Source organism: Brevundimonas sp. (genome assembly GCF_036659295.1).
Taxonomy (GTDB): Bacteria; Pseudomonadota; Alphaproteobacteria; order Caulobacterales; family Caulobacteraceae; genus Brevundimonas.
On the sequence record NZ_JAVXCU010000058.1, the window covers coordinates 1 to 14,799 of the forward strand.

Annotated in this window: 14 protein-coding genes; 6 read left to right on the forward strand and 8 right to left on the reverse strand. The window is 61.8% G+C overall.

The genetic code is table 11. The features are described 5' to 3' along the window. On the forward strand, positions 1-693 hold a 693-nt coding region (locus RSB01_RS10390), incomplete at its 5' end, for a peptidylprolyl isomerase (protein ID WP_332625423.1). A gap of 3 nt (positions 694-696) precedes the next feature. Here RSB01_RS10390 and RSB01_RS10395 read toward each other — a convergent pair. Further along, on the reverse strand, positions 697-1,824 hold the full coding sequence (locus RSB01_RS10395; RefSeq protein ID WP_332590339.1) for a Ppx/GppA phosphatase family protein: 1,128 nt from the start codon (positions 1,822-1,824) through the stop codon (positions 697-699). Between the two features lie 135 nt (positions 1,825-1,959). Between RSB01_RS10395 and hspQ the strand changes: the two genes are divergently transcribed. Next, on the forward strand, positions 1,960-2,322 hold the full coding sequence (gene hspQ, locus RSB01_RS10400; protein WP_332590338.1) for a heat shock protein HspQ: 363 nt from the start codon (positions 1,960-1,962) through the stop codon (positions 2,320-2,322). Between the two features lie 3 nt (positions 2,323-2,325). On the opposite strand, the gene RSB01_RS10405 is transcribed toward hspQ, so the two are convergent. Both RSB01_RS10405 and RSB01_RS10410 read right to left on the reverse strand, forming a co-directional pair. After that, on the reverse strand, positions 2,326-3,747 hold the full coding sequence (locus tag RSB01_RS10405) for an alkaline phosphatase PhoX (RefSeq protein WP_332590337.1): 1,422 nt from the start codon (positions 3,745-3,747) through the stop codon (positions 2,326-2,328). A 64-nt stretch (positions 3,748-3,811) separates the two neighbouring features. Next, positions 3,812-5,032, reverse strand: a complete 1,221-nt coding sequence (locus tag RSB01_RS10410; protein WP_332590336.1) for an acyltransferase family protein — start codon at positions 5,030-5,032, stop codon at positions 3,812-3,814. Positions 5,033-5,109: 77 nt separating this feature from the next. Between RSB01_RS10410 and RSB01_RS10415 the strand changes: the two genes are divergently transcribed. Next, the gene (locus RSB01_RS10415) at positions 5,110-5,937 is read left to right on the forward strand and encodes a LytTR family DNA-binding domain-containing protein (protein WP_332590335.1); all 828 of its coding nucleotides are present in this window, start codon (positions 5,110-5,112) and stop codon (positions 5,935-5,937) included. Here the strand turns inward: RSB01_RS10415 and astB are convergent. The 4 genes from astB to RSB01_RS10435 are packed head-to-tail and all read right to left on the reverse strand — an operon-like array spanning position 5,934 to position 10,966. Then, positions 5,934-7,271, reverse strand: coding sequence for an N-succinylarginine dihydrolase (gene astB, locus RSB01_RS10420; RefSeq protein WP_332590334.1), 1,338 nt, complete (start codon positions 7,269-7,271; stop codon positions 5,934-5,936). The genes RSB01_RS10415 and astB overlap by 4 nt on opposite strands. Beyond that, on the reverse strand, positions 7,271-8,686 hold the full coding sequence (gene astD / locus RSB01_RS10425) for a succinylglutamate-semialdehyde dehydrogenase (RefSeq protein WP_332590333.1): 1,416 nt from the start codon (positions 8,684-8,686) through the stop codon (positions 7,271-7,273). Before astD ends, astB begins: the two co-directional genes overlap by 1 nt. Positions 8,687-8,705: 19 nt before the next feature. After that, positions 8,706-9,713, reverse strand: coding sequence for an arginine N-succinyltransferase (locus RSB01_RS10430; protein WP_332590332.1), 1,008 nt, complete (start codon positions 9,711-9,713; stop codon positions 8,706-8,708). A gap of 2 nt (positions 9,714-9,715) precedes the next feature. Next, complete coding sequence (locus RSB01_RS10435) at positions 9,716-10,966, reverse strand: hydrolase (protein WP_332590331.1); 1,251 nt, start codon at positions 10,964-10,966, stop codon at positions 9,716-9,718. A gap of 116 nt (positions 10,967-11,082) precedes the next feature. On the opposite strand from RSB01_RS10435, the gene RSB01_RS10440 reads away from it, so the two are divergent. From RSB01_RS10440 to RSB01_RS10450, 3 genes are all read left to right on the forward strand, one after another. Next, positions 11,083-11,520, forward strand: a complete 438-nt coding sequence (locus tag RSB01_RS10440; protein ID WP_332590330.1) for a hypothetical protein — start codon at positions 11,083-11,085, stop codon at positions 11,518-11,520. 95 nt (positions 11,521-11,615) lie between these two features. Beyond that, on the forward strand, positions 11,616-12,149 hold the full coding sequence (locus RSB01_RS10445; protein ID WP_332590329.1) for a hypothetical protein: 534 nt from the start codon (positions 11,616-11,618) through the stop codon (positions 12,147-12,149). Further along, a complete protein-coding gene (locus RSB01_RS10450) occupies positions 12,146-12,487 on the forward strand; it encodes an arsenate reductase family protein (RefSeq protein WP_332590328.1) in 342 nt (113 codons plus the stop codon). The genes RSB01_RS10445 and RSB01_RS10450 overlap by 4 nt, the downstream gene beginning before the upstream one ends. Positions 12,488-12,548: 61 nt before the next feature. Here RSB01_RS10450 and RSB01_RS10455 read toward each other — a convergent pair. Further along, positions 12,549-14,799, reverse strand: a 2,251-nt coding sequence (locus RSB01_RS10455; RefSeq protein WP_332625425.1) for a translocation/assembly module TamB domain-containing protein, incomplete at its 5' end; no start/stop codon positions are given.

The window sequence follows — 14,799 nt, forward strand, 5'->3', positions numbered from 1 at the left end:
ATGACGCCCGATATTGCGCCCCTGCATGTCGCGCGTATCCGTCTGCTGGCCGGTGAGGGGTTCTATGACAACGTTAAATGGCACCGCGTCATTGACGGCTTCATGGCCCAGACGGGCGATCCGACCGGTACCGGCGATGGTGGCAGCACCCATGGCAATGTTCAGGCCGAACTGACCTTCCGTCGCGGGTCCGAAACGCCGTTCGAGCCGGTGGCCCATCCTGCGGGCTATCCGGAGGGTTTTCACCGGAGTGTGCCGGTCTATAGCCAGCCTGACCGCTTTATGGGCCGGTTCGAGGATGGCAAGGTGACGGCATGGGGCATGTATTGCCCCGGTGTCGCAGGCATGGCCCGCGATACCGATGAAAACAGCGCCGACAGCCAGTTCTTCTTTATGCGCGATGCCTATCCGTCACTGGAGCGACGCTACAGCATCTGGGGGCGTGTGGTTGCCGGTCAGGATGTCGTCAATGCGCTAAAGGCAGGCGAACTGCCCAGCGGTATGGTCACCGACCCCGATGTGATGACCAAGGTGCAGGTGGCCTCGGATATTCCTGCGACCGATCGCCCGAGCGTCTATCGCCTGCGTCCTGACAGCAGAACCTTCAGGGGCATAGTGGCCACTGTGCGTCAAGCCAGAGGCGCAGACTTCTCGCCGTGCGACATACAGATACCGGTGCGGATCGAACCCTAAGACCTAGGTGGCCGAAGCGGGGCCTGTGGCATTGGCTGCACCCCGCGAGCGTCTACGACGACGGCGGCGCTTGCGCGTTGCACGGTTAGGCTCGCTCATCATGGTCAGAAGCAAGCCTTCACGCAGGCCACGGTCGGCCACGCGCACGCGCTCGCACGGCCATGCCCGCTGGACGGCCTCCAAGATTGCGGCCCCCGCCAGAACCAGATCGGCGCGATCCGGCCCGATGCAGTTTTCAGCAGCGCGGCCAACAGGGCCAAGGCTGATAAGGCGGTTGGCGGCGGCTTCACAATCGGTGCGCGTCATCCAGAGCCCATCGACCAGATCGCGCTGATAGCGGCGCAGGCCCAGATGAATACCGGCCAGACTGGTGATTGCGCCCGATGTCCCGACCATATGGGCGCGGCCCTGCTGGTACAGGCTGTGATAGAGCAGATCGTTCGGCGCACCCTTGGCGATGGCGTCACCGACATCGGCCACCATGGCTTCGTACCAGTTATGTGGTGAGCCTTGAGGTTCGGGGTGGCGCTCGGCCAGTGTCACAACGCCCAGAGGGGCCGACATCCAAGCCAGTGTCTCCAGCCCTTCGTCGGTGCGCCGCATCCACGACAGTTCGGTCGAGCCGCCGCCGACATCGATGACCAGAACCGCTTCGGATTCAGGATCGATCAGATTGAGGCAACCGGCGACAGACAGGCGCGCTTCCTCGATCGGGTCAATGATGCGCAGGTTCAACCCTGTGCCCTTGCGGACGCGTTCGATGAACTCCGGGCCGTTGGAGGCCGCACGACAGGCCTGAGTGGCGACGGCAGACAGATTTTCGGCTTTCAGGCCGCGTCTGGCAATGCGTTCCGCGCACAGGCTGAGGGCTTCATAGGCCCGTTCCATGGCGTGATCGTCCAGACGGCCTGTGCGTGAAAGGCCTTCGCCCAGACGTACAATCCGGCTGAAGGAATCAACCACACGAAATCCGTCACGCGCAGGACGCGCGATCAGCAGGCGGCAATTATTGGTCCCCAAATCCAGTGCGCCATACAGGGGCGCCTCCCGATTTGAATCGCCCGACCGACGTGGTCTGGAGGACTGGGACCGTGAGTCGCGCTTGGATGGCGCGCCTTTGGTCTCCGGCATGGGCCGACAAGGGTATGTGGGCGGTCCAAAGCGGCGCCCGTCACACTTAACCTAGCCTGCATCCAGTCATCAGGCCAAGCCCCTATGCTGCGGAATCGTGTTTGCCGAATTGGGGGTTACAAAGAGTCACACCGAATGACGGTTTTTGTAGCAACCTTCATGTGCGCCAAACGTATCAGGCCTATGACCCAGGTTCGCACAGCACGATTTGGACTAGGCCAGAAGGTCCGCCATGTTCATCACGTCTTCTATGGCTTGGTGCTGGATGTGGATGCCCGCTATCAGGGGCCGATCGAGGATATTGGCAGCATCAACCCTGAACAGCCTTTTTACTCGGTCATGGTTGAAACCGAAGAGGGTGTCGCCATCGCCTATGCCGCCGAAGAAGCCTTGGCGGTGACAGAGGGCGTGGAGCCGATTTCCGAACAAGAACAGTGCCGGCTGTTCACGGTCGGTGCCAATGGCCGCCACGCGCCTCGTTTGTTCGCCCTGCAATAGGGATCAGACGCGGAACGTCTCCCATGGGCCGGTAATGGCCAGCGTCACACCCGGTGAATAGATGTTGACGAACATGGTCTTGCCCTCGGGCGAGAAGCATACACCGGCCAGTTCGCTATTGGTGTCGTCGCTATCATGCGGCTCGGCATTGCGGGCAATCGTATAGATGCGGCCATCGGGCATGACGCCCTTGATGTGGTTGGTGCCGATCTTGCGGTCCTCGCAGCCGATAACATGGCCGTTCGGGGCGATGGTGATGTTGTCGACATAGTCCAGCACCGCACGGTCGGTCGCCTCGACAAACAGTTCCAGTTGGCCCGGTTGCAAGGCCTCGTCATGCGCGCCTTCGCGGGGAGACGGGACATAGCGCATGATCTGGCCGTGACGGCCCACGCCGCCCGAGGTGCAGGTGAAGTACAGGTGATCCTCGGCCCAGTGGATGCCTTCGCCACGGGCAAAGAAGGCCGCACCGTCGGCATGGCCACGCAGGTTCAGATCGCCCTCGGGGCTTTCGACATCCGACAGATTGATCCAGCGGGTGGCCAGTTTCTGACCCTGTGACCACATCACGCCGTTCCAGTTGCGGGTATCGGCCGAGGGCTGATCGACAATGGCGAGGGCTTGTAGCTTGCCGCCCTTGTCGAGATGGCGCGGATCAACCGGCAGATAGCGGTAGAAGAGCGAGTTTTCGACGTCTTCGGTCAGATAGACCACGCCGGTGCGCGGATCGATACAGGCGGCTTCGTGCTTGAAACGGCCCATGGCCTTGATCGGCTTGGGATCAACCAGACCCGTGGCCGTGGCGGGGACTTCAAACACCCATCCATGATCTTGCGGCAGGCCATGTTTGGTACCCGCAAGGCTTTCCTCGCACGACAGCCACGATCCCCACGGGGTCTTGCCGCCCGCGCAGTTGGTGGCGGTGCCGGCCAGCGACAGGTGGCTGCGTTCCAGCTTGCCGGTCTTGAGGTTGTAAACCAGCGTCGTAGTGCCGCCGCCCAGCGGATAGATACCACCTTCGGCATCGGGATAGACGCCGTAAACCTTGCTGCGGTCGATATCGTCGGCCAGACGGTGGGCCACGCCCCAGGCGCTGAGATTGAACTCGTCGGCATCGATCTCGTGGTTACGCACCAGAATGACGCGGTCATCGTCCAGAGGGAAACAGCCCATGCCGTCGAACTTGTCCGGCGTCATCAGGCCGTCGGCCATGGTCTCGCCTGCCTGCGACACCACGCGATACGAAAAGCCCTCGGGCAGATCCAGCAGCCCGTAGGGGTCTTTGACCATGGGGCCATAACCGAACACTTCGTTGCGGGCAGGGCCGTCAATGAAACCATTGGCAGCAGCCTGTGCGCGCAGGGCGTAGCCGGACAGGGCAAGGACGGTGGCGGAGGCCATAAAGGCACGACGTGACGGGTTCATAGGGCGCTCCGTAGGCTGATTGGATTACGCAGGCATGACGTGGTTTTGAAAGGAGTGTGACAGGTCATGATGGCGCAGTGTTGTGGCGAACGCGTACGCCCAGAAGCACACCAAAGTTCCCTATCTGGCGGGCAATCTCATAGGCGAGGGCGCAGCCTGCCGTCGTGACCAGCAAGACCAGACTCATTTCTGCAAACACCGGCAGTTTCAGCTTTTCGATATGGAAGGCGGTCACCACGATCACGGTCTGGTGGACGATGTAGAAGGTGAACACGCCGCCGCTTAGCCATGTCATTACCGGCGAGGTCTTGCGGATATAGTGTGCGCCGTATCCGAGGATGGCGCAGATGAACGCCCACTGGTCGATGGCATAGACCACACGCATGGCCTGTTTCAGGGCTGGGGGCGGGGCAGTGTCGGTAAAGCCGGTCATGTAGCTGACCCAGACACCATAGGCGATCAATGCCAGCGCCAGAAACGCATGACGATAACGCTTCAGGGCTTCGGTCACACGCGGGGTGGCAGCCATCAAAAAACCGAACCCGAAGGCGGCAAGGCTGAGGGCGTGGTTATACAGATCGCCGAACAGGTCATGAGTGATCGGGAACTGTGGAAACAGCCACAGACGGATGAGAGACAGATAGGCGATAGGCCAGACGAACAGGCCTATCCCTCCGAATAAACGCTCGAAAACCAGTGACGCCTTGGTAAGCCGTGGACCGGCCCAGCCGGCCACCAGCGCCGCGATCAGGCCATAGATCATGGCATAGGCCACAAACCACAGGTGGTTCCATGTCGGGGTGGTGATACAGCCATCGGCATCACACCAGTCCCCCTTGGAGGTGACATAGCGCACCCAGAAGTCGGCAGTCATGGCGTTGTGATAGATGTCGCCGGACAGGCCGTTATCGCGCACATGCTGGACAACTTCATAATAGGTCTGGGGTGGCACGATCACGAGCATGCCAAACACCAGCGGCAGACCAAGACGTAACAGGCGCGAGCCACCAAGTCGTTCTGCGGCCCCCGGACCCTGCTGGCGGTATTTCTCGAACAGCAACCGCGTGGCTGCGCCCGAGACAAGGAACAGCAGGGTCAGCCGCCACGGATTGGTGAACCACATCACCGGCTCCAACCATTCTTGCGGGCGGGCGCTGTTCACATGAAAGTCCCATGGCACGTAGAACATGCCGATGTGATACAGGATCAGCAGCATGAAGGCCCCGACGCGGATGGCGTCTAGATCATGTCTGCGCGAATAGGATGCGGTCGAGGTTTGTGTCATGCGCTCTAGACAGCGGCTGGCGGGACGGCGCTCAATGGGCGCGGGCGTATAGGCCCGCATTGGGGGCTGAACGGGGAATGGCTGTGACGAGTGGCGTGAACAGTGTGACGAACGGCGCGGACAGGTCGGACCTGTTTCGCGGGGGGCTGTTGCTGCTGGCCTGTGCCGGTGGAGTGACAGCCGTCAACATCATCACGACATGGATGGATACCGCCGATGCCCACAGCTGGGAGCCGATGGTGTGGGAGATCAGCAGCCTTATCGGCCTGATCTGCGCGATATGGATTCCGTGGTTGGCATCTGCCCGCGCAACTGCAGACCAGCTATTGTCGGCAGGCTGGAAAACACGCCTGCATTTCGTAGTGGTCCATGGCGCTGCGGTAGTGGCCTATTCGTCGCTGCATGTGGCGGTGTTCATCGCGCTGCGTAAACTGGCCTATGCGGCGATGGACCATGGGCCGTACACGTTCGGCAACCACTTCCTGTTCGAATTCCGCAAAGACCTGCTGGCCTATCTGCTGTTCATCACCGTGTTCTGGGGCGTGGCCGAGGTGCGCCGCAACCGCAAGGACGAGGTGCGGCCTGTCAGTTTCGATATCCGCGACGGCGCGCGGATCATCCGGGTGCCGCTGAACGATATTCTGGCCGTGGCCTCGGCGGGAAACTATGTGGAGTTCCATCTGTCCGATGGACGCAAGCCCTTGATGCGAGCGACGCTGGCGGCAGTCGAGGCGCGTCTGGAGCCGGTCGGTTTTGTACGCAGCCACCGCTCGTGGCTGGTCAATCCGGCACGCATGACGGGGCTGGAGCCTGTCGGGTCCGGTGACTGGACGATAAGCATGGGAGTTCTGGAAGCGCCGCTGTCGCGACGCTATCCGCAGGCGCTGGATCGGCTAAAGGCCTAGGGGTGCTGGAACGGGTAGAAGTCGCGGCCGAGGTTTAGAATGGCGCTGAGTTCATCCAGTGCACCACGGCTTTCTATCAGCAGCGCAGGGTCGGCCAGGTCGGCAGGGCGTAGCTGGTCGCGATACCAGCGCAGGGCCCAGACGGTCAGGCGGGCATATAGCTCGTCATTCATGCGCATGGCGGGGTTGGTGGCGGCTAGTTCGGCTTCGGTCAGTACGACCCGCAGGCGCAGGCAGGCAGGGCCACCGCCATTCGCCATAGACTGGCGCACATCGACATATTCCACGCGCCCGATCGGTCCGTTGGAGGCGGCGATCTGTTCGGCGACGGCATGGCTTTTGGGATTGTCGCGCGTTTCTGTGGGGCAGATCAGGGTCAGGCGGTCATCGCCGGGCAGTCGCACCAACATGGAGTTGAACAGGTAGGAGCTGATGGCGTCGCCCAGCGGCAGGTCTGCGGCGGAAACCTCGACGAACTGTGGCTCGAAACCCTTGGCGGCGGCACGGATGGCGGCCTTGGTGGCAGCCGTGTCTTCAAACGCCAGTTCGTGGAAGAAGAGCGTGTCCAGCGCGCCCACACAGACCACGTCATTGTGGAAGGTGCCGCCCGCAATGGCGGCGCGCGACTGCTGGGTTAGCACCGCGCCCGATGCTCCGTGGCGGCGCATGATGGCTTCGCAGGCCTCATAGGTCTGGCGCGCAGGGAAGGGGCCGTCCCAGTTCTCGAACGCCTTGCGGCCCCAGACCATCAGATTGACGCCCTTTTCGCCATGGTCGGCGCATAGGCGCACATGGTTTGCGGCGCCTTCGTCGGCCAGATGGGCAACTGGGGACAGAGCGTCGTGTACGGCGAACTTGGTCGCATCGGGGAACAGGACGTTCAGCGCTCTTTGGGTTTGCTGGTGTTCCAGCGAGCGGTGCAAATTGGTGACAAGGTTGGCGGGGGTGAAATGCACCCGCCCGTCATGGCTGTCGGCGCTGGGCGTGACGGTGGCGGCATTGGCGGCCCACATCGGGGATGCCGAACAGGCCGCAGCCGCAAAGGCGGGCGCGTCCTTCCATGCGCGTTCCAGCACCTGTGCGTCGGTACCGACAAATCCCAGCGAGCGAAGGAAGGGGATGTTCGGGCGCTCGTGCGGCGGCAGGACGAATTGCGGCAGGCCCAGATCGGCCAGCCGCTTCATCTTCTCCAAGCCCTGAAGCACCGCCGCGCGCGGATTGGATGCCACGCCTTTGTTCAGGCTGGACGCCAGATTGCCTGGCGACAGCCCTGCATAGGAGTGGGTTGGCCCGATAAGGCCATCGGCATTGGTTTCGATGGCCTGTGCAGACATTAGTTCAAGCCTTTGATTTCGCTTGCAATGTTCTTGACAGATTCGGCCTCGAAGCTCGCGACCGGATAGGTGCAGTAGTCGGCGGCGTAGTAGGCGCTGGGGCGGTGGTTGCCGCTGGCACCAAGGCCACCAAACGGCATGTCACCTGCCGCGCCGGTGGTCGGCCGGTTAAAGTTCACAACGCCCGCACGGATGGTGGTGATGAAGCGATCCCACAGCGAAACGTCGTCGCTGATAAGGCCCGCCGACAGCCCGTAGCGGGTATCGTTGGCAGCGGCCAATGCGTCCTCGAAACTGGCGACGCGGATCACCGACAGGAAGGGCGCAAAGATTTCCTCGTCCGGTACGGCCACGCCGGTTACGTCGATGATGGCCGGTTTGACGAAGGCAGCGGACAGGCCGTCGATATTGCCCGAAGCGCGGATGACCTTGCCCCCCATGTCGATGCGGGCTTGCAGATCGGCGAGGGCCTTTTGCGCGGCGTGAGCCGAGATCAGCGGGCCGCCATAAACCTCGGCATTACCGTTCCACGGACCAAAGCTCAGGCGGTCGGACAGTTGGGCGACGGCTTCGATCACGGTATCGCCTTGCGGACCGTTCGGCACGATCAAACGACGGGCGCACGAACAACGCTGGCCCGACGTGATGAAGGCTGACTGCACCACATGGGTCGCAGCAGCTTCGGCATCGGCCACATCCCAGACGACCAACGGGTTATTGCCGCCCAGTTCCAGCGCCAAAATCACATGCGGATCATCGGCGAACTTCTTGCGGAAATGCGCGCCCGCAGCGCCCGATCCGGTGAACATCAGGGCATCGATCTTCTGGTCCAGCAGGGCCGCGCCGACATCCTTGCCACCTTGCACCAGATTGACCACGCCGTCCGGCACGCCCGCTTCGAGCAGGCATTCGACCATCAATTGGCCGGTCAGAGGCGCTTCTTCGGACGGTTTGAACACGACGGTATCGCCTGCCAGCATAGCGGGGACGATGTGACCGTTGGGCAGGTGACCGGGGAAGTTGAACGGGCCAAGTACGGCGGCGACGCCATGCGGACGGTGACGCAGGACAGCACGGCCAAAGGCCATGTCATTGCTGCGCTCGCCGGTGCGCTCGTTATAGGCACGGATCGAGATATCGACCTTGCCTTGCATGATGGTGGCCTCGGCCTGTGTTTCCCACAGGGCCTTGCCGGTTTCGCGGCTGATGGCTTCGGCGATTTCGGCGGCGCGTTCTTTCAGGCGGGCCTGATAGGCCTTCATGACGGCGATGCGTTCTTCGCGCGGGCGCAGCGCCCAGTCAGACAGGGCAACGCGTGCCTTGGTGACGGCATCGGCGACTTGTGTGGAGGTTGATTCAGAACCTTCCCAGACGACTTCGCCGGTGGTGGGATCAATGGACTGGAACTGGGTCATAGAACGGCTCGGTTGGGGGTCAGACTTTAACGCGAACAATGTCGCCCGTTTTCACACGCAGGGCGCGGGCGGCATCGGCAGGGATGGTGACGCTATCACCGTGAATATCAACCTTGACGCGCACGGCGCGGAAGTTGGCGATGCTGTCGGTTGAAACCAGAGCCGGAAGCTCGGCCTGAATGTCCTCGCCCAGCTCAACCTTCAGAGGTCGGGCATCGCGAACGGTGCGGATGTTGTCGCGGCCGCACGATACGGTAGGACCGGCATCGAAAATATCGACCAGACCATTGATGCGGAACCCTTCGGATTCCAGCAGCGCCATGGCAGGAATGCCTTGAGGGTGGACCTTGCCGATCACGGCGCGGGCCGGTTCGGGCAGCAACTCGACATAGATGGGGTGGCGCGGGGCCAGATCGAGGATGAACTGCTTGTCGGTCGAACCGGTCATGCGGTCGGCATCGTCAAAGTCCATCGGGAAGAATTTGTGCGCCACATGATCCCAGAACGGACAGGCTCCATCCGGCGTGAACACACCGCGAAGTTCGGCCAGTACATTGTCGGCGAACATTTCCGGCTGGGTGCCAATCAGCATGTAGCGCGACTGGGCCAACAGGCGGCCCGCGCCGCCGCGTCGACGGTCGGCCTTGAGGAACAGTGAACCAACCTCGGACCAGCCGGCGCATTCGTTCACCAGTACCAGCGTCTGGTGGTTCAGCTTCACACCGAGCGAAGGTGACTGGACGATGTTGTTGACCAGGCGGAACGAGAAGAACGGACGTTTTAGGCCCACCGTCGCCTTGACCGAGCCGATGCCGTCAATGTCGCCGGTATCGCCGTCTTCCAGCATCAGCGTGTACCATGCCTCTTCCCATGGTACCTGGCCAAGGAAGCTTTTACGGCTCAACTCCAGACGCTCGGTCAGGACATCGGCGTCTTCAGGCAGGCTGGTAAAGCCGGGGCCGGACAGGATGGCCAGTTCCAGAAGGTGATCCAGATCGTCGGGACCGGCAGGGCGAACAATAAGCATATTTACAGGGTCTCCAGTCGGAGCTGTTTCAGCTTGTGGGCGTCGATTTCACCCGAAGCGATTTTGCATAAAATAAGGGCTGACAGGCGTGCGCGTTCACCGAAGCTGTCGGGCCACGCATATTCCTGATCGGAATGGATATCGCCGCCGATTACGCCCAGCGTATCGACATTGGGCAGACCGGCAGCATGAAGGTTGTTGCCCTCGCAGACGCCGCCCGAAGACTGCCACTGGATGGTTTGGCCGAGCAGGTCGCCTACGTTTTTGACGGCACCGAACAGGGCGGTCTGGCTGGCATCCATAGGTTTGGGCGCGCGGGTCATGCCGCCGTGAAGATGCAGGTGCAAACCATCAAACGGTGGCGTCTTGCAGATGTCGTCGATGGCTTCAACGACCCAAGTGGCGCTTTGGGCATCGGGTACGCGCACATTGAAGCGCACGACGGCATTATCGGCCACGACGTTTAGGGGGCCACCGCCGTCGATCTTGGCGACATTGACCGTCACGCCCGCCCGCTGGCCGTTCAGGCCATGCAGCTTGGCGGCGATCATGGCGGCCCCTGCGATGGAATTGGCACCTTCATGGAAGGCGCGGCCCGCATGGGCGGCCTTGCCGTGGACGATCAGGTGATAATTGCCGCTGCCCTTGCGTTCGCCTGCCAAGGTGCCGTCGGCCATGGCGGGTTCATAGGTCAGGCCGATATGGCCCAGGCGACCCAGTTGCGCCAACAGGGGCGCAGAGCCGGGCGAGCCTATTTCCTCGTCGGGGCTGAGAAGCGCGGTCCAGCCGACGCGGTCTTTGAGCGGGTGGGCCTCGAAGGCTTCGAGCGCGCCCAGCATCACGCTGATCCCGCCCTTCATATCGGCAATGCCGGGGCCGTTCAGCGCACCGTCTTCGCGTGCCACGACACGCTGGAACGGGCTTTTCTCGGCAAAGACCGTATCATAGTGGCCGGTCAGGATGATCTGGAGCGGTGCATCGGGGCGGCAGGTGATTTTGAGAGCGGGCGCATAGGTGTCCACGCTGACGGATCCATCCGCGGCGACGCTGCTGGATGTGCCGGTCTGCACCCGCTCGATCGTGGCGGGCAGGGTGGCAAAAGCGTCTTCCAGTGCTGCGAGCACAGCCAGAAGCCCCGCCGTATTGCGGCTACCCGAATTTATATTGGCCCAGTCCACGGCGCGCTGGATCAGGGTATCGCTGTGCAAGGCAGGACTGCCGAGGACGGTGTGATCGTGCGGGTCCAGTTTCATCACCACACCCTAATCCGGCATCGAACAAAGGTGAAGGAGCGGTGTTTTCTGTCGAGGCTTATGGGAATCGTCGGGCGTAGCCGATAGGATTTTACCCTTCAGGGCCGGAGTTACGCATGAACCGTCGATTTTCCTCACCATTCGCCAATATCGAATCGCGCGAGCAGGCCATGTCGATGGCGCGGTACAGCGTCGCGGGCTTTGGTCTGTGGGCGCTTGTATTGATGATGCAGGCCGGATTGGTCTGGTGGGGACCGGAGCGTGCGGACACTGCAGGCTCGACACTGGGCTTGCTGGTGTTTCAACTGATCGGGGCCGCTGTTGCCGGACTGTTTCAAATGCGCAAGCCAAGCCGCATCCTGCCGGTCTTTGGAGTTGCGTGGAATCTGTTCGAGCTGTCTTCACTGATGGTCGGGCTGATGGTCGGCATGCCGATGGCGGTCAGTGGTCTTCCGGCATGGGCGGCAGCCCTGTCGTCGGGCGCGATACTGGTCTGTGTGATTTTACATATCGGGGGCTTGCGCGGCACCGTGGCTCTGTCACGCTTTTCCTGACAACGCCGACAAAGTGTAAGAGCCGCATAAGGTTTTGCGCGATAGGTATAACAATGTGCCATTGAAGTCGGCACAGGGGCGGGGGCTTGGAAATAATGACCGGTTTAGGGTCGATCAAAAGTATCTGGCAGGGGCCCAAAACCCTCGAACAGGCCATGGCACATGCGCGGCTGGCATCGGTTGTGTTGGCGACCGCGGCCTTGGCCAATACGATCCGTTACTGGGCAACCCGACCGACCAAGGCGGAGATGCTGGATAGCATGCGTAATGCGCGTGGACCGGTGACGCTGGAAGAAGCGGGCGTCGATCTGGTGCTGTTCGAGAAACTGGCCGAGATCATGCGCTGGGTCGGAGCCGGTATCACCTTCATCACTGTGGCGGTGATGCTTGTTCTGGCTGTCTGGCAGTGGAAACGCCCGGGCTGGGTTATTCCGCTGATCTTTCTGGTGATGACACTGGCCGGTATTGCATTGGTGCTGTCGGCCTTGATGGAGCCTTCCTATCGCTCGGCACTGATGGATACAGTGAACCATCTTAACTGGTCGCTGAACCTGATACTTGCGCTGGTAATGATCGCCGCCTATCGCGGTGGCCGCATCTATCACAAGCTCAGGGACGTACAGCCGTGACCGTGACCCTCTATCACAATCCCAAATGCTCGACCTCGCGCAAGGCACTGGAACTGTTGCAGGAAAAAGGTATCCAGACCGATGTGGTCGAGTACCTGAAAACCGGATGGACGGCGCAGGTGCTGGACCGTCTGGCCCAATCGACGGGCAAGGGCCTTGGCGGTCTTTTGAGAATGCGCGAGGACGAGGCCAAGGCTCTGATTGCCGACGGCGCATCCGATGACACCATCCGTGCGGCGATGATCGCCAATCCGGTTCTGGTGGAACGGCCGATCCTGGAGACGCCCAAGGGCGCACGTCTGGGGCGTCCGCTGGAAGCCATTCTGGAAGTTCTCTGACGAACGATCCGCTATAGAAATGAAAAGGCCGGACGCAATGTCCGGCCTTTTTGTTTGCGCCCTAGTTGCTGGGTTTGCGCCATCTGACCGAGATGATGGCATTGCCGTCACCCGCCATGGTCGATGTCACGGCGATATTGTTGCGAACCTGCCATTCCACATTGATGGCGGGACCGTCGCGGCCGCCGCTCTGCACTTCGAGGAACAGGTTCTTGCCGATACGGCGACCACCCGAGATCATCAGGTCGGTGCCGTCACCGCTGAAGGACAGGCTGTCCAGCTGTGCCAGTTGGCGCAAGCCCCCCAGCACATCCAGACCGCCGCCACCGGCCAGAGAGGCCACGCTGGAGGCCAGCTGTGCCGCCTCGATGGCCGACAGCTGGGTGACCGAACGACCGAACAAGACACGGGCGAGGATTTCGTCCTGCGGCAGTTCAGGCTCGGATGTCAGCTCGATACGCGGCAGGGCGGCTGTACCGGTCACATTGATAACGGCGGTGATGTCGGCATCCTCGCGGCGGGCCGACAGGTTCAGGCGGATACGCTCGGGGGCTGTATCCAGCGTGGCATAGCCGGACGGATCGAAGCTGAAACGCTTGCCGCCGAACTCGTATGTACCACGCACCACCTCGGCACGGCCGTTCAGGCGCGGTGACGTCAGCGAGCCCTGGATCGTGGCATTGGAGCTGAGCATCAGGTCCAGTCCGCGACCGCGTACCATGATGCTTTCGGCATTCAGGGTCACGTTCACGCGTACCGGCGTGCGTCCCAGATCGGTGAAGCCCGAGCCGGTGGCCTGTTCATTGCCGGAGGCCGGACGCGCCGCTGCCTGATGGCGCGGAGCCAGATGGGCCGGACGGTTATATTCGATCACGTCCATCCGCGTGATGCCGGAACTGGGCGGGAAGGTCGGGCTGATCTCGGCGCTGTTCACGTCCAGACGGCCGGTCAGGTTGATGACCGAGCCATTATGCAGGGCGTTGATCTTGCCGGAGGCGACAACCGTGGCGGTTTCCGAACGGACGATGCGGAAATTGTTCAGATCCAGCGTCAAACCACCGCTGCTGATGCGGCTGTCACGCGCATTGGCCGTCTGCCAGCCCTCGCAGGGAGGCAGCTCGGATTCCACACGGGTCTGGCGATAGCCGGTGCGCAGGGCGACATAGCCATAGCCGCACAGCGTGCCTTCGCTGAAATCGTTGCCGCTGAGATGCTGGACCGAAATGCCGTTATTGGAAGCGTGGGCATCCAGATTCAGCTTACGGATCAGGGCACCTGTGGCCACGTCTTCAAAGGTGCCGTCACGCAGATGGATGGCACCGTCAATCGACGGAGTCTTGGGTGTGCCGCTGATGGTCAGGGCGGTGGTGAGGCGGCCCGACATCTTGCGGTCCAGACCATCGAACAGGTTCCACAACGGGCCGATCTGGCCGTTCGTCTGGATGGTGCCCGACAGCGGGCCGTCCATGTTCAGGCCCAGCCCGAACAGCGAGCCCGTATTGACGAGGGGCACACTGACATCGAGGTTGCTGGCCGTAGAGCCTGCACCGGCATTGTTCAGCAGCGGGCTGTTGAGCTGTAGCTTCAGTGCATTGGCGTCAATATTGGCCTGCACATTCAGATCGACGCTGGGGGCATTGCTGCCCTGATCGTCGGTCGAGGCAAGATTGGCCAGTTTCAGGTTGCGCGTTGTGCCGGTGATATATTGTCCGGCATCGCCCAGCAGAACCTCACCGCTGATATTGCCGCGCATGTCCGGCACCAGTAGCGCGACAGGCAAGCCGCTCAGATCGGCATGCAGGTGCCACTGGTGATTGTCGTGGCCCAGACCCGCATAGGCACCGTCCTTGGCTGTAATATGGGCAACACGGGTGCCGGCGGTATTGGTCAGCGGCAGGTCGGCATAGATGCGGTCCTTGTTGAGGCGGACATAGGACGGGGCGGCCATCCTCAAGGTTTGCCCGCGCACGGCCACGGTGCCGACAGGATAGAAGCTGTGCTGCTGGCCTGCGTTTTCGTAGATCAGGCTGCCATTATACTGGACGGGCAGTGCACCGCCGATGCCAAGATTAAGGGTGGTCAGCTCAAGGCGTTCCAGCGAACCTGTCCCTGCAACATCCACGGTGGTGATCGGGATGTTGCCGCCTGCAAGACGAAGATTACGGCCACGGATATTGATGGTGCTGGGCTCGTTCTCGACCAGCTTGACGGTGCCATCCAGCCAGCCGGACTGTACCAGCGCACCCGGACGGGCCGAGACACGCAGGTCGGCTCTGGACGGTGCGGAGCCTGTCAGGGTGACAGAGCCTGCT

What these genes read in the sequence shown, in the direction of transcription:
- RSB01_RS10440 (WP_332590330.1), top strand. Translation starts at nt 11,083, where the DNA reads ATGAACCGTCGATTTTCCTCACCATTCGCCAATATCGAATCGCGCGAG.
- RSB01_RS10415 (WP_332590335.1), top strand. Translation starts at nt 5,110, where the DNA reads ATGGCTGTGACGAGTGGCGTGAACAGTGTGACGAACGGCGCGGACAGG.
- RSB01_RS10395 (WP_332590339.1), bottom strand. Translation starts at nt 1,824, where the DNA reads ATGCCGGAGACCAAAGGCGCGCCATCCAAGCGCGACTCACGGTCCCAG.
- RSB01_RS10430 (WP_332590332.1), bottom strand. Translation starts at nt 9,713, where the DNA reads ATGCTTATTGTTCGCCCTGCCGGTCCCGACGATCTGGATCACCTTCTG.
- RSB01_RS10410 (WP_332590336.1), bottom strand. Translation starts at nt 5,032, where the DNA reads ATGACACAAACCTCGACCGCATCCTATTCGCGCAGACATGATCTAGAC.
- RSB01_RS10405 (WP_332590337.1), bottom strand. Translation starts at nt 3,747, where the DNA reads ATGAACCCGTCACGTCGTGCCTTTATGGCCTCCGCCACCGTCCTTGCC.
- astD (WP_332590333.1), bottom strand. Translation starts at nt 8,686, where the DNA reads ATGACCCAGTTCCAGTCCATTGATCCCACCACCGGCGAAGTCGTCTGG.
- astB (WP_332590334.1), bottom strand. Translation starts at nt 7,271, where the DNA reads ATGTCTGCACAGGCCATCGAAACCAATGCCGATGGCCTTATCGGGCCA.
- RSB01_RS10445 (WP_332590329.1), top strand. Translation starts at nt 11,616, where the DNA reads ATGACCGGTTTAGGGTCGATCAAAAGTATCTGGCAGGGGCCCAAAACC.
- hspQ (WP_332590338.1), top strand. Translation starts at nt 1,960, where the DNA reads ATGACGGTTTTTGTAGCAACCTTCATGTGCGCCAAACGTATCAGGCCT.
- RSB01_RS10435 (WP_332590331.1), bottom strand. Translation starts at nt 10,966, where the DNA reads ATGAAACTGGACCCGCACGATCACACCGTCCTCGGCAGTCCTGCCTTG.